The 25,546-nt window shown below is 41.7% G+C and carries 18 protein-coding genes and 1 riboswitch; of the genes, 13 read left to right on the top strand and 5 right to left on the bottom strand.

Annotation, left to right across the window (positions count from 1 at the left end; translation table 11 throughout):
- Positions 1–392: 392 nt before the first annotated feature.
- The 4 genes from OFY17_RS11135 (at position 393) to OFY17_RS11120 (ending at position 3,966) form a co-directional block, all read left to right on the top strand.
- Positions 393–836, top strand: a complete 444-nt coding sequence (locus OFY17_RS11135) for a GNAT family N-acetyltransferase (protein WP_263530814.1) — start codon at positions 393–395, stop codon at positions 834–836.
- 72 nt (positions 837–908) lie between these two features.
- On the top strand, positions 909–1,382 hold the full coding sequence (locus tag OFY17_RS11130) for a GNAT family N-acetyltransferase (RefSeq protein ID WP_263530813.1): 474 nt from the start codon (positions 909–911) through the stop codon (positions 1,380–1,382).
- 54 nt (positions 1,383–1,436) lie between these two features.
- Positions 1,437–1,832: a cytidine deaminase family protein gene (locus tag OFY17_RS11125; protein ID WP_263530812.1), complete on the top strand. Its 396-nt coding sequence runs from the start codon at positions 1,437–1,439 to the stop codon at positions 1,830–1,832.
- A 262-nt stretch (positions 1,833–2,094) separates the two neighbouring features.
- Positions 2,095–3,966 (top strand): ABC transporter ATP-binding protein, encoded by a 1,872-nt coding sequence (locus tag OFY17_RS11120; RefSeq protein WP_263530811.1) that lies wholly within the window; start codon positions 2,095–2,097, stop codon positions 3,964–3,966.
- A gap of 83 nt (positions 3,967–4,049) precedes the next feature.
- Here the strand turns inward: OFY17_RS11120 and OFY17_RS11115 are convergent, their stop codons facing one another.
- Both OFY17_RS11115 and OFY17_RS11110 read right to left on the bottom strand, forming a co-directional pair.
- The gene (locus OFY17_RS11115; RefSeq protein WP_263530810.1) at positions 4,050–5,267 is read right to left on the bottom strand and encodes an HD-GYP domain-containing protein; all 1,218 of its coding nucleotides are present in this window, start codon (positions 5,265–5,267) and stop codon (positions 4,050–4,052) included.
- 325 nt (positions 5,268–5,592) lie between these two features.
- Positions 5,593–6,804, bottom strand: a complete 1,212-nt coding sequence (locus OFY17_RS11110) for an HD-GYP domain-containing protein (RefSeq protein ID WP_263530808.1) — start codon at positions 6,802–6,804, stop codon at positions 5,593–5,595.
- A gap of 341 nt (positions 6,805–7,145) precedes the next feature.
- Between OFY17_RS11110 and OFY17_RS11105 the strand changes: the two genes are divergently transcribed.
- From OFY17_RS11105 to atzF, 8 genes are all read left to right on the top strand, one after another.
- Positions 7,146–8,174: a YHYH protein gene (locus OFY17_RS11105; RefSeq protein WP_263530807.1), complete on the top strand. Its 1,029-nt coding sequence runs from the start codon at positions 7,146–7,148 to the stop codon at positions 8,172–8,174.
- Positions 8,175–8,492: 318 nt separating this feature from the next.
- Positions 8,493–8,603, top strand: a riboswitch (guanidine-I (ykkC/yxkD leader).
- A 63-nt stretch (positions 8,604–8,666) separates the two neighbouring features.
- On the top strand, positions 8,667–9,719 hold the full coding sequence (locus OFY17_RS11100) for a putative urea ABC transporter substrate-binding protein (protein ID WP_263530806.1): 1,053 nt from the start codon (positions 8,667–8,669) through the stop codon (positions 9,717–9,719).
- A gap of 87 nt (positions 9,720–9,806) precedes the next feature.
- The gene (locus OFY17_RS11095; protein ID WP_263530805.1) at positions 9,807–10,625 is read left to right on the top strand and encodes an ABC transporter permease; all 819 of its coding nucleotides are present in this window, start codon (positions 9,807–9,809) and stop codon (positions 10,623–10,625) included.
- Positions 10,622–11,464 carry an ABC transporter ATP-binding protein gene (locus OFY17_RS11090; RefSeq protein WP_263530804.1) on the top strand — a complete coding sequence of 281 codons (843 nt, stop codon included), beginning with the start codon at positions 10,622–10,624 and terminating at the stop codon, positions 11,462–11,464. The genes OFY17_RS11095 and OFY17_RS11090 overlap by 4 nt, the downstream gene beginning before the upstream one ends.
- 13 nt (positions 11,465–11,477) lie before the next feature.
- Positions 11,478–12,194, top strand: a complete 717-nt coding sequence (locus OFY17_RS11085; protein WP_263530803.1) for an urea amidolyase associated protein UAAP1 — start codon at positions 11,478–11,480, stop codon at positions 12,192–12,194.
- A gap of 3 nt (positions 12,195–12,197) precedes the next feature.
- Positions 12,198–12,839, top strand: coding sequence for an urea amidolyase associated protein UAAP2 (locus OFY17_RS11080; protein ID WP_263530802.1), 642 nt, complete (start codon positions 12,198–12,200; stop codon positions 12,837–12,839).
- Positions 12,840–12,954: 115 nt separating this feature from the next.
- Positions 12,955–16,623 (top strand): urea carboxylase, encoded by a 3,669-nt coding sequence (gene uca / locus OFY17_RS11075; RefSeq protein WP_263530801.1) that lies wholly within the window; start codon positions 12,955–12,957, stop codon positions 16,621–16,623.
- 2 nt (positions 16,624–16,625) lie between these two features.
- Complete coding sequence (atzF, locus tag OFY17_RS11070; protein ID WP_263530800.1) at positions 16,626–18,479, top strand: allophanate hydrolase; 1,854 nt, start codon at positions 16,626–16,628, stop codon at positions 18,477–18,479.
- Between the two features lie 95 nt (positions 18,480–18,574).
- On the opposite strand, the gene OFY17_RS11065 is transcribed toward atzF, so the two are convergent.
- Positions 18,575–20,848 carry a sensor domain-containing protein gene (locus tag OFY17_RS11065; RefSeq protein WP_263530799.1) on the bottom strand — a complete coding sequence of 758 codons (2,274 nt, stop codon included), beginning with the start codon at positions 20,846–20,848 and terminating at the stop codon, positions 18,575–18,577.
- Between the two features lie 147 nt (positions 20,849–20,995).
- Here OFY17_RS11065 and OFY17_RS11060 point away from each other — a divergent pair, with 147 nt between their 5' ends.
- On the top strand, positions 20,996–21,946 hold the full coding sequence (locus OFY17_RS11060) for an AraC family transcriptional regulator (protein WP_263530798.1): 951 nt from the start codon (positions 20,996–20,998) through the stop codon (positions 21,944–21,946).
- Positions 21,947–21,956: 10 nt separating this feature from the next.
- Here OFY17_RS11060 and OFY17_RS11055 read toward each other — a convergent pair whose 3' ends face one another.
- A complete protein-coding gene (locus OFY17_RS11055) occupies positions 21,957–23,261 on the bottom strand; it encodes a methyl-accepting chemotaxis protein (RefSeq protein ID WP_263530797.1) in 1,305 nt (434 codons plus the stop codon).
- 301 nt (positions 23,262–23,562) lie between these two features.
- Entirely contained in the window at positions 23,563–25,452 is a 1,890-nt protein-coding gene (locus OFY17_RS11050) for a methyl-accepting chemotaxis protein (protein ID WP_263530796.1), read from the bottom strand.
- Positions 25,453–25,546 lie beyond the last annotated feature (94 nt).

Below are 25,546 nucleotides of genomic sequence, written 5' to 3'. Positions count from 1 at the left end.
CTGGGCGGGTTACTTTTGCCCAGATCCGCAAAAGTAACCAAAAGGTCTCTTCATCAGAATCTTAACGCCTTCTCCTCTTTGGGTGTCTAATTTTCTCCTACGCGATCTTTTACGTAAGGTGTTTAGTCGTCTTCTGGTAATTTTCCTTTTTAATTCAAACACGGTCGCCCCACTACCTCACTGTCGTGCAATCAGGATTGCATCGAAGGTTTTTAATTGAGGGGAATGGTTAAAAATGGAATTAGTTGTGTTATTGAAAAATTTAATGCCAATAAAGAATAGAGCGTATTTCATCAAGCTATATTGGGGGAAATGTATATACGTTTACTATACCTTTAGTATATCTATAAAACTGCATGGCATTAAAATAAGGTTATCACAAGGTTGAAGTAATGAGCATACGTGAATATTTAGATAGTGATTATAGTGATATTTTAAAGATTTATTCCAAATCTAAATTGGACGAGCTGAAATATGAAAATGCTGAATTTGAATTGTTGCCATTAAATGAAGATAAACAGCGCTCTTCTCAAATTTTCAGCTCAGAAATTTATGTTTATAGTAAACCTGAGGTTATTGCGTTTTGTGCTATCAATGGCTCAGAAATAAGAACTTTATTTGTTCAGCCAGATGCGCGTGGAAAGGGTATTGGGGCTGACTTACTAGAATTTATGCTTTCTAAACTAAGTGGGAGCGCAATACTTTATGTTGCTGCTTCAAACTTGCCCGCTATCAAGCTCTATCAAAAATATGGTTTCAAAATTCATTCAGAGTTTATGACGACATATAATAAGGTGGATGTAATAGCTAATAAAATGGAACGATCAGTAGTATAGAATAATGAGTAACTAAAATAACTTTCTTCGAAGTGAGTTATCGATTCCTCCCTTTTTTAGAAGAGCATAGTAATGAGAAACATCGAGTATTTGGCGTTTGAGTATGTAGATCTGAACGTTTTGATGGATGTTTTAAATGAGGGTTCTTTGCGTGAGCATTTGGTTGAGCATCCTTACTTTGATCCAAAAAGTATAAGTGAGTGGGTAAAGGGTAAGGTTGAAACGGATGCAGTTGAAGGTTGTCGGGTTCGTGTTATTTCTATTGATGGAGATATTGCGGGTTGGTGTGGTATTCAACCGGACGATAAGGGCTTTGAAATAGCTATTGTTCTCTCACAAAAGTTTTGGGGGGCGGGTGCATCTATCTTCAAAACGCTTCTGGGTTGGGCTGCTGAGCTTGGGCATAAAGAGGTGTGTTTTCATTTGTTAGATAGTAGAAGGGAATATAAAACATTGGCGAAGATGGCCGACAGTGTTAGTCGCTCTCAACTGCTTGGCCGCAGCTTTACTACTTATCTATTTTCTGTAGACCAGAAAAATCCGTAAACATTTGCTTTTGGTGTTAGTAGGCATAAAAAGCTATGAATGACTGGGTGAAATATGAATAATTCAATTTTAATTGATAAAGCCGCAGCTACAATTTTTTCTGTCAAAACTAAGGGTGGCTTAATTGGCGATGTTGGTTGTGCACTTTTAACTAAAGATGGCAATTTATATACGGGAGTTTGTGCGTCTACAGGATCTAATACATTTTGTGCAGAGCAAAATGCGATTGGCAGTATGATTACAAATCGTGAATACGCAATATCTAAAATAGTTGCAGTTTGGAAAAATGAATCTGGGGAGGTGTTTGTTATCTCTCCTTGTGGAAACTGTAGGCAGATGATGTACGAGATGTCAGGTGAGAACTTAAATGCAGAGATTATTTTAGACAAAGACAACTCAAAAACGCTTTCGGAATTATTACCCGACTATAGCTCATGGAAAAGGCAGTAGATAAAGCGAAGACATTTAGGTTATTAGATAAACTCACTTTTGAGCGCAGATCCTTCCACATAAAAAGGCTCTATGTACCACAGAGCAATATAGGCTTATGAATAAATATCTATTGTCAAAAGAAGATAGAAAATTTAAAACGTTAGTTGAGCTGTACTACCTTCCCGCTGCTGATTTTGATTAATAATTCGGATTAAGCTTAATCTAACCAGAACAGCAGAAATATCAACTTAGAAGCAATATAAAAATAAAAAGGAACTTTATGTTTGGTTTATTTGAAAAGGTGACGCGTGGGGCGTTGGGGTTAATTGATCCTTATACACCTGCTGATGTTGCGCCTAGTTATTCTGTTTGGGGTTATATTAAGTCGAATTTACAACCATTGTATAAAATTATGGCCGTAAGTTTGGTTTTGACTGTGATTGCGGCTTGTATTGAAGTCTGGCTGATCAGTTACGCTGGTAAGTTGATTGATACGCTGGCGCAGTCTACACCTCAGGAAATGTGGCAGGCTCACGGTGGTGAGCTGATTTTAGCTGCCGTTGCTGTGCTGTTAATACGGCCTTTGTCACAATGTGCTCGCCTTATGGTGAATGATATTAGCATTAGCTGCAATATCGCCAATCTGTATCGTTGGCGGGCGCATCAACACCTTTCTAAACAATCTGTTGGTTGGTTCCAAGAAGACCTCGCTGGGCGTACTTCTGTAAGGCTTGTCGATCTGGGAAATCATGTTTCTTGGATTGTATGCGGCATGCTCAATGCTGTGGCATTTGGCCTTGTTTATATGCTTGGGTTGATTGTGTTAATGGCACAGACGGATATTCGTTTGGCTCTACCCTTGGTGCTTTGGGTCGCTCTGTATATGGGCATTATGATCCGTATTATTCCTCGTATGGTTAAAGCGCAGAGAAAATTTTTTAGTGCCAAATCTGCCCTTGTGGGAAATGTGGTTGATAGCTTTTCTAACTTCGACACGCTGAAGTTATTTTCTCGTCGTGAAGATATTTCAGCAGACCACAAGGTGAGCTTAGAACTGACCCGTGAGAAGTTGTTCTTGTCGCGCCAAATCTCCCTCTCTATGAATACCATAGTAGTGCTACTTGAAGGTCTCATTATGGTGGGATTTATTGGCTATGGTGTTTGGTTATGGATGGTCGGGGCGGGCACCATAGGTCTTATTGGTTCAGCTGTGGCCTTGAGCCTTCGTATTACCAGTTTGGCTGAATGGGTACTTAATGAAGTGTGGCGAATCTTTGAGAGTGTCGGTAACTTACAAGAAGCACTCAAGACAGTCGCACAGCCTATCACTATTCCCGAGCATACCGATGCGAAGGAGCTGGTGGTTTCTGGTGGACAGATCACCCTAGAAAATTTGTATCATCAATATGGCACTGAACGCGGAGGCCTGAATGGCGTTTCCGTGGCGCTTGGGGCTGGTCAGAAAGTCGGCCTTGTTGGGCGATCTGGGGCGGGTAAATCGACTTTAGTGAATTTGATTTTACGTTTTTATGAAGCGGAGAAGGGAACTGTTTTTATTGATGGTCAAGACATTCGCACCCTAGATCAGGACAGTTTGCGGGGAGCCATTGGTATGGTCAGCCAACAGGCTGCGCTGCTGAATCGTTCTGTTTATGACAATATTGCTTTGGGGAAAGTAGGGGCAACTCGTGATGAAATTATTGCTGCAGCACGCAAAGCCAAAGCAGATGATTTTATTCAACAGCTGAAAGGTGGTAAGGGGCGTACAGGCTACGATGCCCATGTTGGCGAGCGTGGTGTTAAATTGTCTGGCGGCCAACGTCAGCGTATTGCTCTAGCGCGAGTCTTCCTGAAAAACGCACCTATCTTGATTTTGGATGAGGCGACTTCCGCATTAGACAGTGAGGTAGAAGCTGAAATTCAAGAAACGCTAGAAGAAGTGATGCAAGGTAAAACCGTCATCGCCATTGCACATCGATTATCAACGATCGCGCAAATGGATCGTATTTTGGTGCTCGAAGAAGGACTCGTGGTCGAAGACGGCACCCATGATGAGTTAGTCAAGCAAGATACGCGTTACGCGGGGTTTTGGAAGCGCCAGTCCGGGGGCTTTATCGGGGCCGACGAAGACGTTCTTGAAGACGCTGTTTAGAAAGACTTTTTCAAGAACTAATCGAGTTCTATTCGGTTAGCTCTTGGTCATCAGGTAGGAAGAAGGTCCATTTCTTCTGTAAATCAGGTTGCGATGTTCTCGTTAAAGAAGCGGTTGAAGTCCATTCCTAAGTCGCTGGCTAATACTTCACTTTCGATTTCAAGCTCTTCGTTTTTAGCCGCTAAGTTAACATTTCTAGGTGTGATAAAGATTTTGCTGCGCAGTGAGTAAAAAATCTTCACCGCAGGCAATAGTGGGCTTTTACTATTCTGGGAAACCACCATGGCCACTTGTTGGTTGTTAAGTCGAACAAGGCTGCCGACAGGGTACACACCTATGCACTTTATAAACTGGCGAACGAGTTCAAGGTCATACTTACTTGGCGAATCTTCTAGTAATATTTTAAGAGCCTTTTTAGATGGCATACCGGCCTTATAACAACGGTCCGCTGTGATGGCGTCATAGGTATCGACAATCGCGATCATTCTACCAAATTTGCTAATTTCGTCTTCGGATTTTCCCTGTTGGTAGCCGCCGCCATCTAGTCTCTCGTGGTGCTCACCCATGGTACGAATAATTCGCTCGGGCATCTCCATTTTGTTAAGAGTTTTAGTACCCCATATGACATGCTTACGCATTACTGTCATTTCGTTATCTGTAAGCCTTCCAGGCTTATGGAGGATATTGTCGGGTACTTTTATTTTTCCAATATCGTGAAGGAAGCCCGTTAATGCTAACTCTTCCACTTCTTCTTTTGGCAAATCTAAAAATTTTGCGAAGTTCGCTAGCAAGATAGCAACATTTAAGGAGTGCTCCATTAAGTAGCTATCTTTTTCTCGGATTTTACTGAGGCACATTAATGCATTTGGGTTACGGTCTATGGAGCCAACAAGGTTATCAGAGAACTCTTTGGGGATATCTATATTTACAGGGAGGTCGTTGGCGATGTTATCCAACATTTCTCTTTGTATCGTCTTACCTTGCTCATGCAGTTTAGCGGCGCGAGTCAATTCCACATCAAAGTTTATATGCTTTGTAATGGTTTTTTTAATTGTGCTTTCGTCTGCCTGTTGAGCTTTATTCGCATTAATAAGCTCACCTGTTTCGGGATCAAATGCTTTGCTCAAGTCAATTTTTAGTTGCAGTATCCCTTTCTTCTTTAATTGCTGGACAATGTCTAAATTTTTTACCTTTCCTCGGCTCTTAATTTGCATTTTTCCACGTTGCTTGATGATGTCATGTACGTACATACCAGGCTTTAGTTGGTTGATGCTGATTGTTCTAATGTCCGAAGTGCTCATGGTGTCCTACTAATTAAGAAAAGTAATTTGATTCATTCCATGAATTGCTGTTTTTACGGTGTATTTAGTATATGTATGACAATATATATGGGGGGCTAACTCTACCATTATGCTTAAATGATAATAAGTATTATCCCCACTAGTTATGATACTTTTTCGCTCTATTTTTGGTGTTGGTTGACTGTTTGTTTGCACCGAGTCGGGGCATGGTTGATTGGTTGATGTCAGATATAGAATGAAAGAGGAGGGTTTAAGCTAACCGCAGGGTAGGTATTCGATTAGCTCTTGGTTATCAGGTAGGAAGAAGGTCCATTTCTTCTGTAAATCAGGTTGCGATGTTCTCGTTAAAGAAGCGGTTGAAGTCGATTCCTAAATCGCTGGCTAATACTTCACTTTCGATTTCAAGTTCTACGTTATTCGCCGCTAAGTTTACGTTTTTAGGTGTTATGAATATCTTGCTACGAAGCGAGTAAAAAACCTTCACAACAGGTGCTAATGGTTTTTCGCTATGCTGAGAAACTACCATGGCAACTTGTTGGTTATTCAATCGAACTAGGCTACCAACGGGGTAAATTCCTATACATTTTATAAACTGCTGAACAAGGTTTCGATCGTATTTACTTGGTGATTCTTCAAGTAAGATTTTTAGCGCTTTCTGTGAAGGCATGCCAGCTTTGTAGCAGCGCTCTGCGGTCATCGCATCATAGGTGTCGGCAATGGCTATCATGCGGCCAAATTTACTAATGTCATCACCATGCTTACCTTGAGGGTAGCCGGCACCATCTAGCCTCTCGTGGTGTTCTCCCATGGTTCGAATAATTCGTTCAGGGATGTCCATTTTAGATAATGTTTCGACCCCCCATTCGACATGTTGGCGCATAACGTCCATTTCTGAATCCGTTAGCCTGCCAGGCTTATGAAGTATCTCATCAGGTACCTTTATTTTGCCGATATCATGAAGGAAGCCTGATAAGGATAACTCTTCAGTTTCCTCTTTAGAGAAGCCTAAGAACTTGGCAAAGTTTGCCAGCAAAATAGCAACATTTAATGAATGCTCTAGTAAGTAAGTGTCTTTTTCGCGAATTTTACTGAGACACATTAACGCATTAGGGTTACGGTCGATGGAGCCAACAAGGTTTTCAGAAAATTCTTTTGGTATCTCAGCATCGATAGGTTGATCGTTAGCAACATGATCTAAAACCTCTTTTTGAATTACCTTACCTTGCGAATGTAATTTTGCCGCGCGGTGCAATTCATCATCAAAGCTAACCCGTTTTGTTACCTGTTTTTCTACCGCTTTCTTTATTGGCTCTGGTTGGGTTTGAATAAGCTCACCTGTTTCAGGATCAAATGCCTTACTCAGGTCGATTTTTAGTTGGAGAATCCCTTTCGCCTTCAATTGCTGTACAAGGTTTAAGTCTTTTACTTTACCTTGGCTTTTAATCTTCATTTTTCCACGTTGTTTGATGATGTCATGCACATACATGCCAGGCTGTAACTCATCAATACTAATTACTTTAATGTCTTCGGCGCTCATGTAGCCTCACTCATAATGAAGATAGTTATTGTTATAAGGTGTACTGCTAAATTTTAAGTATGTATTTAACTGGATAAGGTGATGGGCAGATAAAGGTCATTCAAAGTGGGCATCTCATCACGGCTTGAACCATCAAACAATAGTTCAAAGTACATTTCTTATACAAGTATAGGGTAACGCCATCATAATGAACAGGCGGTCTATGTGGAGCTAGCCAGTGGACTTGTTCGTACCTTCCCTAGGTAAATCTAAGTAAATTTTCACTCAGTAAGTTCTCATTATTAACTCATACACTATAATGCGCTGTGATTGTTTCTTTTACTTAAATAAGGATATACATAATGGCTGTACAGTCTTCTCTAAAGCTCGCAGCACTTCTTTCAGTCGCTGCTACCGTAACAGGGTGCGGTTACTCATCAGAACAGGGCCATGACCATAGTCACTCACATGACAATGTTGCGGTGAATCAGGGGATTGATCTTTCGATGTTTGTTGAAGGGGCTTTTACTCAAGAGCCTAAAATTGTTGACTGCACGACAGCAGAAGGAACAAAAACGACTTGTTATGAGTTTGTCACGGACGGTGCTCCAGCAGGGCGTGAGCCGGGAGCTTTTTGTCCGAGAACACTAGCAGATGGTGCGGATGTTGGCGGCACCTTCTTTAATAAAGAAGGCTATGGTGAGCTTATCGATATTACAGGTGAGTACATACTCAAACTGGATGAATATTACGATGATGATAAATGGTTAGTGTATGACAAGTTAACTAATAAAGTGCGATACACAGCGACTAAGGAATCTTGTTTGGGGGCAGCTAAACCAAACGTAGAAGCTCAATACCAAAACCATTGTATTGAATGTGAGTTATCTTATTTGGATGACGACTTCTCCCGTACTTTTCTAATCCCAACCACTCCCATTAAAGCAGATAAAGCAAGTCGTGTTCGTACGGCGGGTATTGCATTAGATGGCACTGAGCTGTCTGGTCCCGCTCCAGTTGATGCTATTCTAGGCTCTTATACTATCGCTGCGTTTGATGACTGCGGCGGTCATATTAATGTGCATCAAGGTTATCATTACCACGCTTCTACAGGTTGTACCGATAAGCAAGTGGGAGATGATGGTCATGCACCGTTAATTGGCTATGCAGCTGACGGCTATCCTATTTATGCTCATCAAAATGCTGAAGGTGTGGTGGAAGAAAACCTAGATGCCTGCCGCGGTCAAACGGATGATATACGTGGCTACCACTACCATGCTGCGACCCCTAGTGAGAACACCTTTATTTCTTGTTTAACAGGGGAATCGGTAGCGACAGGAAGAGGTGCAGGTGGGCCACCACCGGGCCACGTTCACCGACCTCCAGAATAAGCCTATAAAATATCCATTTTATTAAAGCCGAAACGTATAAACGCTTCGGCTTTTTACTTTTTATGTATGGTTGCTGTGATGAGAGTACTGTGATGAGAGTATGGTGATGGAAGTATGGTGATTGGGTGCTTTTAGATAGTGCGAGTGCTTTATAAAGGTGCTTCCTTTTTGTACAGTTTCTACCTTTGAATAAAGATGATTTTTCTTTTTGATATTTAAGTATTTGAAAAGTATGTGTTTTTTTAAATTGGCATATTAACTGCTTTATATTCAGTGTTCGCACCTTTGGAAATAATGTCGAACAAGACAATTCAGAATTCAATAGAGAGCTAGGGTTCCGGCTGGACTGCAAAGTTTGGTGTTACTGGTCCGAGAGCTTTCGACCTTGGAAGTTTCAAGGTTACACGGCGGGATAAAAGCCCGGGAGACCACATGGCGTTATTGCCAAGGGTGCTCCATGTGTAATTTTTATAAACTGAAAAGGTGACTGCCATGAAATACTTCGCAAAAAAAGTACCCGTTCTGCTGATATCCCTTCTTCTATCTGCCAATGCCATGGCTACTGACTCATTTAAAGTCTGTTGGTCGATTTATGTTGGTTGGATGCCGTGGTCCTATGGTGCAGAGGAAGGCATCGTCAAAAAATGGGCTGATAAATACGGTATTGATATCGAAGTCGTGCAAATTAATGACTATGTAGAATCAATCAACCAATACACAACAGGTCAGTTTGACGCTTGTACTATGACTAACATGGATGCATTGACTATCCCTGCGGCAGGTGGTGTAGACAGCACTGCGCTTATCGTAGGTGATTTCTCCAACGGCAACGACGCTGTTATCTTAAAAGACAAAACTTCTCTTGCTGATATCAAAGGCCAAACAGTTAACTTGGTTGAACTGAGTGTATCTCACTACCTATTGGCTCGTGGTTTAGACACTGTCGGCTTAAAAGAAGCGGATGTTAATGTAGTGAATACTTCAGATGCTGACATGGTTTCTATTTACGGTAATGACGAGATCACCTCTGTCGTTACTTGGAATCCACTAGTGAGTGAAATCCTTGCTATGCCAAACAGCAACAAGGTTTTCGATTCTTCACAAATCCCTGGTGAAATCATCGACCTACTGGTTATCAATACTGACACGCTAAATGCTAACCCTAAATTAGGTAAAGCTTTGGTAGGTGCTTGGTATGAAATCATGGGCTTGATGAATGGCACGGATAGCGCAGCGATTGCGGCACGTACTGCTATGGCTGAAGCCTCTGAAACAGACCTTGCTGGCTACGATGCTCAATTAGCAAGTACAGAAATGTTCTACACACCAGAAGCGGCGCTTTCTCTAACGAACAGCAAAGAGTTAATGACAACGATGAAAAACGTTGCTGAGTTCTCTTTCGATCATGGTTTGTTGGGTGATGGTGCGCCAGATGCCGGTGTGATTGGCATTGAAACACCAGCAGGTGTTTACGGTGACCCAAGCTACATCAAACTTCGTTTTGATCCTACCTACATGCAAATGGCCAAAGACGGTCAACTATAAGAGTTCCCTTATCAACTCTTTCTTAACTCCACTGGCGTTATGTTTATAGCGCCAGTTGGAGACTAAGAAAAACAGAGGACTAACCGCATGAAAAAATTGATTAACTATAAACCCAATCGAACTAACGGAATATTACTTGGTATTCTGCCGTTTGTGTTGCTACTCATTGTGTACATGATGGGATCAGAAGCACGATTAGCAGTAAACCCAAATGATAAGCTGCTACCTGCGTTCAGCCAGATGGGCGATGCGATGTATCGTATGGCTTTTGAACCCAGCAAACGAACAGGTGAGCTTATTTTCTGGCAAGACACCCTAAGTAGTTTGATTCGTTTAGCATCCGGTGTATTGATTGCTGCCGCAATTGGTTTGCTAGTCGGGCTATTAACTGGTGCTTTACCCCTTGCCGCGGCAGGCTTTTCTCCTCTTTTAACTGTTATTTCATTAGTGCCACCTTTAGCCTTGTTACCTATTTTGTTTATCGTTGTCGGCTTAGGTGAGATGTCAAAAATTGTACTCATTGCCGTGGGCATCACCCCTTTTATCGCCCGAGATATTCAGCGCAGAACACAGGAAATTCCTAGTGAGCAGCTGGTAAAAGCGCAAACCTTGGGGGCGAGTACGATACAGATTTTGATTCGAGTTTTGCTGCCACAAGTTATGCCAAAACTGATTGATGCCGTGCGTTTGTCATTAGGCGCGGGCTGGTTGTTCCTGATTGCCGCAGAAGCCATTGCTTCAACCGACGGCCTAGGCTATCGGATTTTCTTAGTGCGACGTTATCTGTCTATGGATGTGATTCTGCCTTACGTGGCATGGATTACCTTATTGGCCTTTTTGTTTGATTACCTATTAGGCAAGGCTAATCAAAAACTCTTCCCTTGGAGTCAGGAGGCGAAATCATGAGCCAAACTAATACTGAGAGCACTCCTGTTATTCAGGAAAGTATAATTCAGGCAAAAAACATCGGTAAGCAGTACGGGAATGATGTCATTCTTGAGCGTGTCAGCGTCACTGTGCAAGAGGGGGAATTTATTACCCTAGTGGGTGCGTCCGGTTGCGGTAAAAGTACCTTTTTGAAAATGATTTTAGGCATTGAAGACCCAAGTTCTGGGGACTTATTGCTAGATGGTAAAGCCATCCCTAATGAACCGGGTCCAGATCGTGGCATTGTATTTCAGCAGTACTCTGTGTTTCCACATATGACGGTATTGGAAAATGTGATTGCCGCGAAAGGCTTTCAAAAGTCGTCTTTGACGGGCTATTTATTCGGCAAGGAAAAACAGCAAGCCAAACAAGAAGCGACAGAAATGTTGGAGAAAGTTGGCTTAAGTCACGCATTAGGTCGTTACCCAGATGAGCTTTCAGGTGGTATGAAACAGCGCCTTGCCATTGCCCAAGCCCTGATATGTAAACCAAGAATCTTACTGTTAGATGAGCCTTTTGGTGCCCTTGATCCGGGTATTCGAGCGGATATGCATGCTCTTGTATTGGACCTATGGCGCGAACACAAATTGACTGTTTTCATGGTGACCCATGATCTGAAAGAAGGTTTCTACCTTGGTTCAAGACTTTGGGTGTTCGACAAAGTTCGCCATGACCCACAAGCCCCTAATGCTTACGGTGCCTCCATTACCTATGATTTGCCGCTAGGTCATGCTCCAAAAGAACTTTATGAAGAAATAGACGATCGCCTACGACCTGTGGATAAAAACACCAGCCTATCAACAGGTTCAGAGGGATAATAAGGAAATAGCAATGAAACAATATAAAACTACTATTCCAGCCGCCAGCCACTGGTCTCTTAAGGTTCGCCGCGGTATGCAAATGACCTTAACGGATTTAGAAGGCGGTGCTAATGTCGGTATGGTTTTCTATAACCCAGAAAACTTACTAGAGCGTTATAACGCACCAGATACCTTGAAAGGGCAGCATACTTTTAAACTCACTAAAGGCCATTGTTTGTATTCTGATATGGGGCGCATTTTTGCCTCTATTACCGAAGATACAGTTGGCTGGCATGAAACGGTGGCAGGTAACAGCCATGCTTCCCATGTGGCGGCTCAATGGGGTAAACGTGATTACCAAAATGACCAAAACGAATGGCTGCAAAATGGCACCGATGCTTTCTTGGTCGAAATGGCGAAATACGGTCTTACGCAAGCGGATAGCACGGCAAACCTAAACCTGTTCAGTAAAGTGGTTACAGATGCTGATGGCAACATGCTATTGGAAGAGGGCAACAGCCCTGCAGGCAGTAGTGTAACTCTACGTTTCGAAATGGACACCTTGGTGATGCTACACACCTGTGCTCATCCTCTTAGCAAAGCAGCAACCTACCCTAAAAAGCCCATTTCTTTGCTTTTAGAAAAGGCCGCTCCCGTTGCTGAGGACGACTTTTGCAAAATGTCTCGTCCCGAAAATCAGCGTGGCTTTGCGAACAACGAACTTTATCACCTTGGATGTGAGGACTAATTCATGATTAAAGAAAGCCTATTAAATGCCAGTGAGGCCAGCCAGCGTTTTAACATTGAAGCAGGGGATTACTTTATCCATACGATCAAGGCGGGGAGCCATTTTCGTATTGTGGATTTAGAAGGTAACCAAGCAGCAGATACTTTGTTTTATAACGCCAATAAACCTTCTGAGCGTTACAGTGCGACCGACACCATCCGTGAGCAGGGTAATGTCTACTTAACAGCGGGATCAGAGCTTCGTACTAATGAAAACAATGTGATGATCTCGATTGAAGCGGATACCTGTGGCCGACATGACACCCTAGGCGGCGCTTGTGCGACAGAAAGTAATACGGTGCGTTATGACCTAGAAAAGCGTTGTATGCACGCTTGTCGTGACAGCTGGATGTTGGCCATCGCAGAAAACCCAGAGTACGGCCTATCCAAGCGTGATATCAGCCACAACATTAACTTTTTCATGAATGTGCCAGTTACTGAAGAAGGTGGTTTGACCTTTGAAGATGGTATCTCTGGCGCGGGTAAATACGTTGAGATGAAGGCACACATGGACATAGTGATACTGATTTCGAACTGCCCGCAATTGAACAACCCATGTAATGGCTATAACCCAACACCGGTAGATTTATTAGTGTGGGAAGCTTGAGCACTGAATAAAGTGACAAGCGTTAGAGCAAATTAGTAACAGAATAAAAAACACGCAGTGGACGACCATTGTGTTGAGAAGATCGAAGTCGGGACGGCCCGAACAAGGTGTAAAGATGCAGAACGAAGCGAAGCATGCCTTTCAAAAAGTGCTTATTGCCAATCGTGGTGCCATTGCCACACGTATTATCCGAACATTGAAGAAAATGCACATTGGTTCCGTGGCTGTGTATGCCGAATCCGATGCTAAGAGCTTGCATGTCAAACAGGCAGACGAAGCCTTTCCACTGGGTGAAGGTAGTGCCAGTGAAACCTACCTAGACATGGAAAAAATTCTCAAAATCGCTAAGCAATCTGGAGCCAATGCGATTCATCCCGGTTACGGATTTTTAAGTGAGAATGCGACTTTTGTTCGCCGCTGTGAAGAAGAGGGCATTGCTTTTATTGGGCCGACTGCTGAGCAAATGTTGGAGTTTGGCTTAAAACATCGCGCTCGTGAATTAGCCGAGCAAGCCAAAGTACCATTATTGCCGGGCTCCGATCTTCTGCAAGACTTATCTTCCGCCTGTGAAACGGCGAATACCATTGGCTACCCTGTGATGCTAAAAAGTACCGCTGGTGGCGGTGGTATTGGTATGCAATTGTGCCACAGTGAACAGGAGCTAAAAGAAGGCTTTGATTCTGTAAAACGCTTAGGAGCTAATAACTTTGCGGATGATGGTGTCTTTTTAGAAAAATTTATCGCCCGTGCGCGTCATATCGAAGTGCAAATTTTTGCGGACGGAAAGGGTGGCGCCTTAGCCTTGGGGGAGCGAGACTGTTCTAGCCAGCGCCGCAACCAAAAAGTCGTGGAAGAATGCCCTGCACCTAACCTTACTCAACAAGTGCGCGAACAACTGCATACCACAGCCGAATCGCTTTTATCTTCTGTAGCCTATCGCAATGCTGGTACAGTCGAATTTATTTACGACATGGACAGTGAAGACTTCTATTTCTTAGAGGTGAACACACGTTTACAAGTGGAACATGGTGTTACCGAGCAAGTTTATGGTGTTGATCTTGTCGAGTGGATGATCCGCTTAGCCGCAGGAGAAGCGCTTGCATTAGACGACAAACGCCAACAACTTGTCGCTAAAGGGCACGCGGTACAAGTACGTGTTTATGCCGAAGACCCTTATAAAAATTTCCAGCCTTCTTCTGGTTTGCTAAGCCAAGTGGTCTTTCCTGAAGCCAAAGATAACGGTTTACGTATCGATCACTGGATCGAAACAGGCATACAGGTGTCGCCGTATTTTGACCCCATGTTGGCTAAAGTTATTGTCCATAGTGAAAACCGAGAAAGCGCTTTTGCTGCATTAAAAAACACTCTGGATGACAGCATCATTTATGGTACAGAAACCAACTTAGATTATTTACGTTCCCTAGTGGTTGACCCTGTATTGCTCAAGGGCGAAGTCAGTACCCGTTACCTAAATGAGTTTAAATATACCCCCAAACGTATTGATGTGCTTAGTGGTGGTACCCAAACCACACTGCAAGACTTTCCGGGACGTGAGCATCATTGGAATGTTGGCGTTCCCCCATCAGGGCCTTTTGATAATTACCACTTCCGACTAGCGAATCGTCTATTGAATAATCCAGTAGACAGTGCGGCGATGGAAATTACCCTGCAAGGGCCGACTCTATGCTTTAGCTACGACACCCAGTTGGTTTTATCTGGTGCGCAAATTAACGCCAAGCTAGATGGTCAAGCAGTGGCACTTAATCAAATTGTTGAGGTGTCGGCAGGTCAAACTTTGGTACTTGGTCGTATCAAAGAAGGCGGCGCGAGAAGTTACTTAGCGGTGGCTGGGGGCTTTGATTGCCCTGACTACTTAGGCTCTAAATCCACCTTCACCCTAGGGCAATTTGGTGGGCATAATGGCCGTGCGCTACAAACGGGGGATGTCTTACATGTGTTGGATGCCCATCAACCTGTTGTGGCTTCTTCTTTGCCAGCAAGCTTGATTCGCCCTTTGGGAAATGAATACGAGCTAAGAGTTATTTATGGCCCCCATGGCTCTCCCGACTTTTTCACCCCAGATGATATTAAAACCTTCTTTGAAACCGAGTGGGAAATTCACTACAACTCCAGCCGAACAGGGGTTCGTCTAATCGGCCCTAAACCCACATGGGCTCGTAAAGACGGCGGTGAAGCTGGTCTTCATCCATCCAATATCCACGATAACGCCTATGCCTTTGGTAGTGTCGATTTTACAGGAGATATGCCAGTGATCCTTGGGCCGGATGGCCCTTCTTTAGGCGGCTTTGTTTGCCCAGCTACTGTTATCACGGCCGATTTATGGAAGCTTGGTCAATTACGCGCTGGCGATAAAATTCGCTTTGTGCCTGTCAGTCTTGAAGATGCAGTGGCACTAGAAGCTCAGCAAAACAAAGGTTTAGCAGAATTATCAGAGATTCAAAGCGTTACGAGCCCTTGTCTTACTCCTTGTCCTGTAGCGAGTCCGATTTTAAAAACCTTGCCTGCTGACCGTTTTGGCGACGAGATTATTTATCGTGCTGCGGGAGACCACTTCTTACTGGTGGAATATGGCGAAAAAATATTGGATATCCGCCTACGCTTCCGTGTTCACGCTCTTATGCAATGGTTAGAGCAAAACCCTTTAGAGGGGATGCGTGAATTGACGCCGGGTATTCGCTCATTGCAGATTCACTATGATAGCCAAGTATTGAGCTACGGGGCTCTGTTGGCACATTTAGAAGCGGCTGAGAAAGCGCTGAGCGAAACTCTTTCAGAATTATCTGTACCTTCTCGAACTGTCTATCTTCCACTTTCTTGGGATGATAAAGCCTGCCAAGAAGCGATAGATAAATACAGCCAGTCAGTGCGTGCTAATGCCCCTTGGTGCCCAAGTAACCTAGAGTTTATTCGTCGTATCAATGGTTTAGATAGCATAGAGGATGTTAAAGATATTCTTTTCAGTGCTAGTTATCTGGTGATGGGATTAGGGGATGTGTACCTAGGTGCTCCTGTAGCAACGCCAGTTGACCCTCGTCATCGTTTGGTGACCACAAAATACAATCCAGCTCGAACTTGGACAGCAGAAAATTCCGTGGGCATTGGCGGTTCTTATCTCTGTGTCTACGGTATGGAAGGCCCGGGTGGTTACCAGTTTGTTGGCCGTACTTTGCAAATGTGGAACCGCTACCGCCAAACGACGGAATTCAGCAAACCTTGGCTACTACGTTTCTTTGATCAAATTCGCTTCTATGAAGTGAGCCATGAAGAGCTGCAACAGATTCGTGAGGATTTCCCCCATGGTCAGTATTCAGAAGATAAGCCAAGTCCTGTTCGCATAGAAGAGAGCACCTTCTCATTATCAGAGTATGAAGCTTTTATAGCCGAGCAAAGTGACAGTATTGATGCTTTTAAACAGCAACGAAACGGTGCTTTTGAAGCTGAGTTAGCCAATTGGCATGCCAATGGTCAGTTTCATTTTGACAGTGAAGAAGCCGAAGCTGTCGATACGGAAGTGACTTGGAGTGAAGAGGCGGTCGTGGTCGACAGCCCAGTGTCTGGCAGCCTATGGCAAACCGAAGTTGCGGTAGGCCAGCAAGTCAAAGCAGGTGAGCTGTTGGTGATCTTAGAATCGATGAAGATGGAGATTCCGTTGCAGGCAACGGAAGACGGTATCGTAACCGACATATTAGTAAGCGATGGCGGCCGAGTGAGTGCTGGGCAGGCCATCGTTGTATTAGAAGCATTGGAACAAGAGGAAGCCTGAACATGACTGCAACAAAGACTGAACTAGGCAATGATCTAAATGATGAGGTAAGTAATGAACTTGATATGGGTATCGATGCTTTACAAAGCAAATATGCGGCAGGCGAATTAACCCCAGCACAAGTGATGGAAGATATTCGTCAGCGCGCAGAGCAATACAAGGAATACAACATTTGGATTCACCTACTTAGCCAAGCAGAACAGTCCCAATGGCTAAGCGAGTTGGCGCATAAATCTCCTGATACTCATCCATTATGGGGTATTCCCTTTGTTATTAAAGATAATATTGACCTTGCTGGTATTCCGACTACAACGGCTTGTGAAGAATTTGCTTATGTATCAGAAGCGTCTTCTCAGGTTGTGCAGCAACTGATAGATGCAGGTGCTATCCCAGTGGGTAAGGCGAATTTAGATCAATTTGCGACTGGATTAAATGGCACACGCTCACCTTATGGCGCTTGTCATAATGCCTTTGATTTTGACTATATCAGTGGGGGTTCTAGCTCAGGATCGGCGGTTTCAGTTGCTCTAGGTCTAGCGTCATTTAGCTTGGGTACTGATACCGCAGGATCAGGTCGAATCCCAGCTTGCTTCAATAACCTTGTTGGGGTGAAGCCCAGCATTGGACTCTTGTCCGCAACAGGTTTAGTGCCCGCTTGTCGAAGCTTGGACTGTATTACTATTTTTGCCTATAACACGGATGACGCGAACTTGGTGCTATCAATGGCAGAAGGCTTTGATATACGAGACGGCTATAGTCGTGCTAACCCATTTGCCAACCAAGCACGTCAATATGGTTTGCGTACAGGCGAACTCAAAGTTGGTGTTATTCCAGCCCACCAATTGAAGTTCTTTGGTGATGAAAGCTACCAAAAGGCTTATGAAGCGACTTTGGAGAAGTTGCAAGCAGAAGGTTTCCAGTTCCAAGAAATCGACTTTGTACCCTTCGATGAAACTGCCAAATTGCTATATGAAGGCCCTTGGGTATCTGAGCGCTACATTGCGACTCAGCCTTTAATCGATGAGAATCCAGAGGCTATATTCCCTGTGGTGCGAGAAATCATCGCTCCCGGTGGTAAGCCACCAGCTACCGCCTTGTTTAGTGCGCAATATCGTATTAACGACTTAAAGCAGATTTGCTTAGCGCAAATGGCACAGGTGGATTGTTTATTGACGCCAACGGCAGGCCGTCACTTTACCGTAGCGGAAATGCTAGCAGAGCCGATTAAACGTAATAGCGAATTGGGTTATTACACCAACTTTATGAACCTGTTGGATTTAGCCTCAATTGCAGTACCTACCATGATGACAGAGGCAAATAGACCCTTTGGTATCACTCTGGTCGGTTCTACCTTTAGCGACAGAATGCTGATGTCGATTGCTAACCGTATTCAGCAAGCTTTGCCTTTGAAAAAAGGTGCATTAGATGTCATGGCGACACCTACTAATAAAACGCCTGTAGCCAGTACGAAAACCATGGATGTGATGGTTTGTGGTGCCCACTTAACAGGTCAACCACTAAACTGGCAACTGATTGAGCGTGGTGCGATTTTAAAATCCAGCACGACAACTGCGCCTATTTATCGCATGTATGCCCTTGCTGGTGGCCCACCACTGCGACCGGGTCTGGTACTCGATAAAGAACAGGGTGCCGCCATTGAAGTAGAAGTCTGGTCTGTACCAGCTGAAAACTTCGGCAGCTTTGTGGCTGGTATACCCGCGCCACTGGGTATCGGTAAAGTCACTCTAGAAGACGACAGCCAAGTCAGTGGTTTTATCTGCGAACCCTGTGGTATCGAAAGGGCAACAGAGATCACTCACCTAAAAGGCTGGAAGGCTTATTTAGCTAGTCTTTAATAGTGCAAAAGGTATTCAGATATAGTTATGAAAAAGCCCTTCTGTAGCAAGAAGGGCTTTTTTAGTTGTAACTTTAGTTGTTAATAAGTGCGGTCTTATGACTCTTTATTTTTCAAATACTTTTCGTGGAACTCATTGATAGGTAATGGCTTACTGAAGAAATATCCCTGATAAAATGTGTTCCCTAGCTTACGCAAAACTTCAATTTGCTCTCGTGTTTCCACGCCTTCTGATACAACTTTCAAATGAAAACTCTCAGCAAGGTCCAGAATAGATTTCACCATAACTTGTGCTTGCGTATCTTGGGCAACATCCTGAATAAATGAGCGGTCAATTTTGATTTCATCGAGGGGTAATGATCTTAAATAGTTTAGTGAGGAGTAACCCGTACCAAAGTCATCCAGCGATATTCGTATGCCATAATTACGTAGTTTTTCTAGTTTCTCTGTAGCATCGTTAACATCTTGGATCAGTACGGATTCAGTTACTTCAAGAATGAGCTTGGAGTGGTCAATGTCATAGGCTTCGACGATATTTATGATGTCCTGATAGAAGGTGCTTTGCCATATCTGTTTAGCACTTAGATTAACTGATAATTGCAAATGTTGAGTGCTCTCTTCTAATTGCCAAAGCTTCAGTTGCTCACATGACCTTTCCAGAACTAGGTTACCAATAGGTAATATGGCGTTTGTCTCTTCAGCCATTTTAATAAAGGCATCTGGCGCTAATACTCCTAACTTTGGGTGAACCCAACGGACTAATGCTTCTGCACCTATTAGTTGTTCATTTTGATTTTGTTTCGGTTGTAAGTAGATGCAAAAGTCACGATTAATAACTGAGTTATGCATAGCCAAGCTGAGCTCATTATTTTTGCGTAAGCTTTCCTGCATATTGATATCGAAAACACTTGCTCTATCTCCACCATCGGCTTTGGCTCTGTAAAGTGCCATATCAGCTAGCTGTAAAGCCTCGCTAGAGGAAATGTCATCTTCTTTAAATACAATACCTCCCGCGCTGGCAGTAATGGTGTATTCAATGGTTAGTCCATCATTGCCTTCACTTTGTAATTGCGCTGTTTTTGAGATTTCGGCAATGGCCGCGTCTCCAGCTTGTTTGGTAAATTTGACTGCTTCTTGGTGATCGCTATGTATAAAGGGCAATAAAATAGCAAACTCATCCCCCCCGAATCGGGTGATTGTTGCCCCCTTTAGCTGCATGCTAGTAAGTCGTGTTGCGATTGTTTTTAATAGAATATCGCCCATGAAGTGACCATAGCTGTCGTTGAGCAATTTAAACCTATCTAGATCAATAAAAACCAGCCCACTGTAAGACTCTGATTGTTTTTTGCATTCAGTTACTTTCTTAAGTTCATTCTCTAAAGTAGTTCGATTTGCTAAGCCTGTTAATTGGTCGTAGTAGGCTAGGTTCTCAATTTTCTTTTGTGCAAGCTTACTTTGAGTTATATCCAGAGTAATACCGACAATCCATAGAGGCTTACCATGGTCATCATATTCAGCAATACGAGCACGGTCCCACACCCAAATGACATTACCGTTGGGCTGGTTCATTTTGAACTCAATATTAAATGGTGTGTTTTTTTCGATAAGAGTCTGGATTGCTGAATGCACAATGGGTTTATCTTCGTCATGTATCGCATTATCAAAATCTTCAAAAGCTGTTTCGCTTTCTGGAATGCCAGTCAATTGCACCCATTGACGATTAAATCTGACTTCATTTGTTTGTACGTTCCATTCCCATAGACATTCTTCAGATGCGTCTAACACTTTTTTGAGTCGAGATTCTTTTCTATCACTATCTGCTTTTATCTGAGTGATGTTTTTTGCCAGAATAAAGACATTTTTTTCATTTCGTGAATTTTTGAATGGAATTTTGATGGCGTTAAAATGGTAGGTTTTACCTGTGTTTACGTTAGTGACGGATTGTTGTACTTCCTGCTTCTCAAATGACCCCAAAATCGATTGAAGATGATCTCGAAAAAAATTGGTTTGATCTGTATTTTTATTAAAACTCTCGTCACTTTTACCAAGCATTTCTTGGACTGTCGTATTGTAGAAGTCAGCTACGGCTTTATTACAGTATAAAAAGCAGCCTTGTTCATCTTTGATAATAATACCATCATCAATATTATCTAAAATGTTGTTAGCAGTATTGGAATATTTTCTAAAATCATGGCAGACAATAAGTGTAAGTATTAGGAAAGGTGCGCTACTTGCAAGGTAGACAAGAAAAATTGACGGCGAAGTGCCTAGATGTAAGTCTAAAAATGTTAATAAAAACAGTAATATAAGAGAAGTCGCAATGGTAGCTAGGCAAGCCTTAAGCCATTTTTCTTTTATAAAGCTGAGCATTCATATCCCTCGAAAAACATATCTATAAATGAAAGTTATCATCTTGAAATAAAAGGATAAAGTGTTATGTCTAGAAATGTAAATTTTGAGGTCTATATATTGATTCTTTGATATTATATATAACTTGATTATATTGGGTTAATGAATGTGAATAACGTTGAAAATATAAGAAAATTTTATATTGAAGACTTAGATAAACTTAAAGAAGTTCATATAAATAGTCGCCGCTATAGTCAACTTTTTCCCGGTAAACTGAGGGCGTCTTTCAGTGATGCTAATTTAGGAGATGTGCATATATTTAGAGAAGATCTTAGTATAGGTACTAGAGTTGAATCTTTTACACCTGATAACCTTATTCCCTTTGCTTTTGTCTTTCCTAATAGCGTAGATTTTAACTTTTGTGGTCAACAATCACTCCAGCAATCTTTTGTTCAAATTGGTAACGGAGAGTGGGATGTGAATTTTCAAAGTGATTTTGGCTCTGTTGCAACTGTTTTTAATAGGGACTACTTTATTTCTGGTTATGAGAATCTAACAGGTATTTCTTTTTCAGATTCTTTTTTGAAAAGTAAGATTATTTCAGCAAATCATCTCGATACTAATGCATATGCGTTGGGCGTAAGTACAATTTTGAGGGTTTTTCAAAGTAATAAGTTTTTAATAAATGAGCCATTTTTAGTAGGTTTTTTAAATTCTATTATTTTAAAGTTAGCTATAAACGCTTCCTCAAACTCTATAAATAAGTTTGAAAAAATAAAACCAGAATCGAAAAGAGTAAAGGGAGTGAAGGAGGTAATAGATTTCCTTAACACATCTGTGCACCAGTTACCCAATATGCAAACTTTATGCTCTATTGCTAAATTAAGTGAACGAAGTTTGCAATATGGCTTCCTAGAATATACTGGATTAACGCCCATTCAGTATATGAGAGTCTTACGACTAAATGCTGTAAGGTCTGAACTTAAGAACAAAAAAGACCATCAAAAAATTACGGATGTAGCTTTGAAATGGGGCTTTTTTGAACTTGGGCGTTTTTCTAGAGACTATAAATCGTTGTTTATGGAGCTCCCGTCAGAAACATTAGCTAAAAAAAGATGAAACATGTTAATTACTTTAATTTATTAACGGCTTCAGCAACATTATCCATACCTTCGTTTATTTCTATAAAAATTTCATCGACCTCAGCCACTAAATCAGAGCCTGCTTGAGACTTTTCTTGGGTATTAATTATGTTCTTAGATAGTGCGGTTGATAAGGATAGATTAGTTTTAACTACATCCGAAATTTCGGTTGTTGATGTACTTGTTCTGGCAGCTAGCTGTCTTACCTCGTCTGCTACCACCGCAAACCCTCTACCCAGTTCGCCAGCTCGAGCCGCCTCAATTGCAGCATTTAAAGCAAGTAAGTTTGTTTGGTCGGCAATATCTGAGATAGTGTTTATTATGTTACTAATTTTATCTGATTGTTTATTAATGTCGGTAATATCTTGAACGACAATATCAACAGTCTGAGTGATTTCATTCATTATAGAAACACTTTTTTCTAGAACCTCTTTACCGTGGTCTGATACCTTTTGAGTATCTGTTGCTGTTATTTGAACAGCCTTAGATGCATTCTTAATACTTTCAATTCTTTCGCTCACATCTGAAGCAAATTTTATTATTCTAATAAGCTTTCCATTTACATCAAAAACGGGATTGTAGCTTGCTTCCAACCATAGTACATATCCCTCCGAGTCTCTTCGCTCAAAAAGTCCTTGAACGTATTCCCCTCGATTTAATTGCTTCCAAAATGCCTTGTATTCAGGGCTTTTAGCATAGCTAGATGAACAGAAAATTTGATGGTTTTGCCCTTTAATCGTTGGCCAATTGTATTTGGTTGTACGTAAGAAATTCTCGTTAGCTTCAATGATGGTTCCATCTAATTCAAAGACGATCATTGCTGTTGAGCGTTCAAGAGCATCCAATATTCCATGCTGTAGATTTGATTCTTCAACAAAATCAGTGACATCACTCGCAAACTTTACTATTGATGTTACTTCACCATCATCGTTTTTAACCGCATTATAACTGGCCTCTAACCAAAGAGGGGTGCCGTTTTTAGTAAATCGTAGGAATCTATCTTTAATGAAGGTTCCAGACGATAATGTTTTCCAAAAGTTTTTATAGTCAATAGATTGAACATAGCTCTTGTCACAAAATAGACTATGGTGTCGGCCTTTTATTTCTTCGAGAGTATATCCAACAGCATTTAAAAAATTGTTATTAGCTGTCAGTATTTCTCCACTTGGAGTGAACTCGATAAAAGCGATAGACTTTTTTAAGCTGTTTAATACATGGTGTGACTTAATGATTTCTAACTCTTCTTCCGAAGGTTTAACTACGGCAGGTTTTCTCTTAAAAAATAGTCCCATTATGACCTCATACACCTTTGAAACTTATGTTTCATTAAAAAAATTTATGAAATTTTAATGTCCTGTATATGGTTGTGCTATGCATATTCCGCAAAAAATATTTGATAAAAGTTATGATACATAGCAATACTATTAGTGGAGCATATGAAATGAAGAGTGAGAGATTTCTGTGATTGAGTTATTTAGGGTGTAAAGGGAAGTATGTCTAAGGATTTTAATGAAGGTTTTAAAAGCGAGAAGTTTAAATACTTACTCGCTTTAATGAAAGAAACTAGTGTTATTGTTTAAAGATTTACTGGATTTAAACAATAAATTTATTTGTTTCCTTCTGAAGGTCTGTAGATAAGCGGTTTAATTCTTCCGCTTGGTTTTCCGTTCCGATTGCTTGAGATGCTAAATCATTTGCTAACGATTTTATATTATTGGTTTTATCAGTAATGTTTTCTCCAATACGAAGTTGCTCTAACGTGGCAGAGGAAATAACTTTTGTCATACTTTCTATTTCTTGTATAGCAGCCATTATTTCATTAATCATTTCTTGTGCTTGATCAGCATCGTTGACGCTTCCACTAGCCAGTTCGGTGCTATCTTTAATCAACTCCACGGCATTCATAGAAGACTGTTGGATATTGACAATCATACTTTGAATTTCAGTTGTAGAAGTTCTTGTTCTACTAGATAATCCGCGTACTTCATCTGCAACGACGGCAAACCCTCGTCCAGCCTCTCCCGCTCTAGCCGCTTCTATTGCTGCATTTAACGCCAATAAATTTGTTTGTTCAGAAATATCGTCAATGGTAGAAACGATACCGGCGATACCGCGAGCCTGTTCATTTAGTTCGGCCACAACAAGATTGGTTTCACTCAATTTTTGTGCAAGATGAGTAATGGATTGTTGGCTTGATTTCATTTGCTGGATACCTTGTTCGCTGAGGGCTAAGGTACTAGAGATTTGTTGGCCAGTACTTTCGACATTGCTGCTAATCAAGGCTGTTGAGTCATTAAGTGAGTTTACTGCAAGAGAGGCTTCTAATGTGCTTTGCTCCTGCTTTTGTATGCTTTTACGGTTTTCTAGAACAGAGGCAGATAAGGCATCCGCTTGACCTGCCATGCCATGAGCAACTTTCCCCATTTGTTGTATTATGCTGTGTAGGTTGCCTGTGAAACGATTGAAATCCTTAGTAACTTGACCTATTTCATCATGGCTATTGATGTTTATTCGTCGAGTTAAATCCCCTTCACCGTTCGCAATATCGTTTAGTGCGGCTTTTAAAGAGAACAAATCTCTAAATAGAACACCCATCACCCAATTCATCAGTATGATTGCAGCTAGTGTAATCACAATACTAATTAAAATTTCAGCATAAAAAGTACGCCAGAAGTGCGCCTGCTCTGTTTCTTGGTCAACTTCTATGGCAAGTACCCAAGATGAGTTCTTGATTGGCGCAAAGTGCAATATTTTTTTTATCGCTTGGCTTTCAAGAGTCAGGTAATCACCATTTTTTAATGCAGAGATATAACTTTTTTCAGAAAAATTGTCGTATAACTCAAATACTTTCTTTTGAATATAAGCATTGTTTTTATGTGCGATAACGTCATTTTCAGAGTTAAGTAAAAATAATTGACTATTTTTACCAGTATCTACATTAGTGACTTCTGAGAATAAGTTCTTAATTCTTAAGTCCACCCCAATAACGCCAGATTGACTGCCTGAGCCCGTAAGAGGCTTAGCAATAGTGAAGGTCATTTCTTGAGAGTTTATATCCTTATATGGCCCTATTAGCTCCATAGCTTTGGAAGCAGAGACGGCTTTATACCAAGGTCTTGTTCGAGGGTCATAATTATTTACAAAGCGAGTCATGCCATTTGAGCCAATTCGTGTTCCATCCTGCAAACCTGCATAAATAGATGAAAAGTCTCCCGCAGAAATGGCCATATTGAGCTGGCTAGTAAAAGCGGCTGCTTCATAAGGTTGTTCTGATAGCGCATTAAGTATTTGGTATTTATTTGTCACCCAAGATTCAATGTTAGAAGAGACAGCATTGGAAACGCTAGTAATGCGTTGTTGCATGCCATCTTCCATTGCTAAAGACAGTTCTTTGGTTGAATAGAAGGTTAGTGTGATACTGGTTAACAGCACTGCTGATGTAGCGAGAAGACTAATTTTTCTTTTTAATGAATAACTGAACATATCAACCCTGCGAATAACGCCTTGTATTAATGAATGGTGGAGAACACCGAAAATCAGAAAATAGTATAGTGACCTTATTATTTAATTTTTCATA

It is taken from the genome of Marinomonas sargassi (assembly GCF_025716875.1).
Lineage (GTDB): Bacteria > Pseudomonadota > Gammaproteobacteria > Pseudomonadales > Marinomonadaceae > Marinomonas > Marinomonas sargassi.
Note: the sequence above shows the minus strand (reverse complement) of the source record. Positions and strands in the feature narration are given on the sequence as shown.

What these genes read in the sequence shown, in the direction of transcription:
- atzF (WP_263530800.1), top strand. Translation starts at nt 16,626, where the DNA reads ATGACTGCAACAAAGACTGAACTAGGCAATGATCTAAATGATGAGGTA.
- OFY17_RS11120 (WP_263530811.1), top strand. Translation starts at nt 2,095, where the DNA reads ATGTTTGGTTTATTTGAAAAGGTGACGCGTGGGGCGTTGGGGTTAATT.
- OFY17_RS11135 (WP_263530814.1), top strand. Translation starts at nt 393, where the DNA reads ATGAGCATACGTGAATATTTAGATAGTGATTATAGTGATATTTTAAAG.
- OFY17_RS11115 (WP_263530810.1), bottom strand. Translation starts at nt 5,267, where the DNA reads ATGAGCACTTCGGACATTAGAACAATCAGCATCAACCAACTAAAGCCT.
- OFY17_RS11080 (WP_263530802.1), top strand. Translation starts at nt 12,198, where the DNA reads ATGATTAAAGAAAGCCTATTAAATGCCAGTGAGGCCAGCCAGCGTTTT.
- OFY17_RS11110 (WP_263530808.1), bottom strand. Translation starts at nt 6,804, where the DNA reads ATGAGCGCCGAAGACATTAAAGTAATTAGTATTGATGAGTTACAGCCT.
- OFY17_RS11125 (WP_263530812.1), top strand. Translation starts at nt 1,437, where the DNA reads ATGAATAATTCAATTTTAATTGATAAAGCCGCAGCTACAATTTTTTCT.
- OFY17_RS11065 (WP_263530799.1), bottom strand. Translation starts at nt 20,848, where the DNA reads ATGCTCAGCTTTATAAAAGAAAAATGGCTTAAGGCTTGCCTAGCTACC.
- uca (WP_263530801.1), top strand. Translation starts at nt 12,955, where the DNA reads ATGCAGAACGAAGCGAAGCATGCCTTTCAAAAAGTGCTTATTGCCAAT.
- OFY17_RS11090 (WP_263530804.1), top strand. Translation starts at nt 10,622, where the DNA reads ATGAGCCAAACTAATACTGAGAGCACTCCTGTTATTCAGGAAAGTATA.
- OFY17_RS11100 (WP_263530806.1), top strand. Translation starts at nt 8,667, where the DNA reads ATGAAATACTTCGCAAAAAAAGTACCCGTTCTGCTGATATCCCTTCTT.
- OFY17_RS11105 (WP_263530807.1), top strand. Translation starts at nt 7,146, where the DNA reads ATGGCTGTACAGTCTTCTCTAAAGCTCGCAGCACTTCTTTCAGTCGCT.
- OFY17_RS11050 (WP_263530796.1), bottom strand. Translation starts at nt 25,452, where the DNA reads ATGTTCAGTTATTCATTAAAAAGAAAAATTAGTCTTCTCGCTACATCA.
- OFY17_RS11095 (WP_263530805.1), top strand. Translation starts at nt 9,807, where the DNA reads ATGAAAAAATTGATTAACTATAAACCCAATCGAACTAACGGAATATTA.
- OFY17_RS11055 (WP_263530797.1), bottom strand. Translation starts at nt 23,261, where the DNA reads ATGGGACTATTTTTTAAGAGAAAACCTGCCGTAGTTAAACCTTCGGAA.
- OFY17_RS11085 (WP_263530803.1), top strand. Translation starts at nt 11,478, where the DNA reads ATGAAACAATATAAAACTACTATTCCAGCCGCCAGCCACTGGTCTCTT.
- OFY17_RS11130 (WP_263530813.1), top strand. Translation starts at nt 909, where the DNA reads ATGAGAAACATCGAGTATTTGGCGTTTGAGTATGTAGATCTGAACGTT.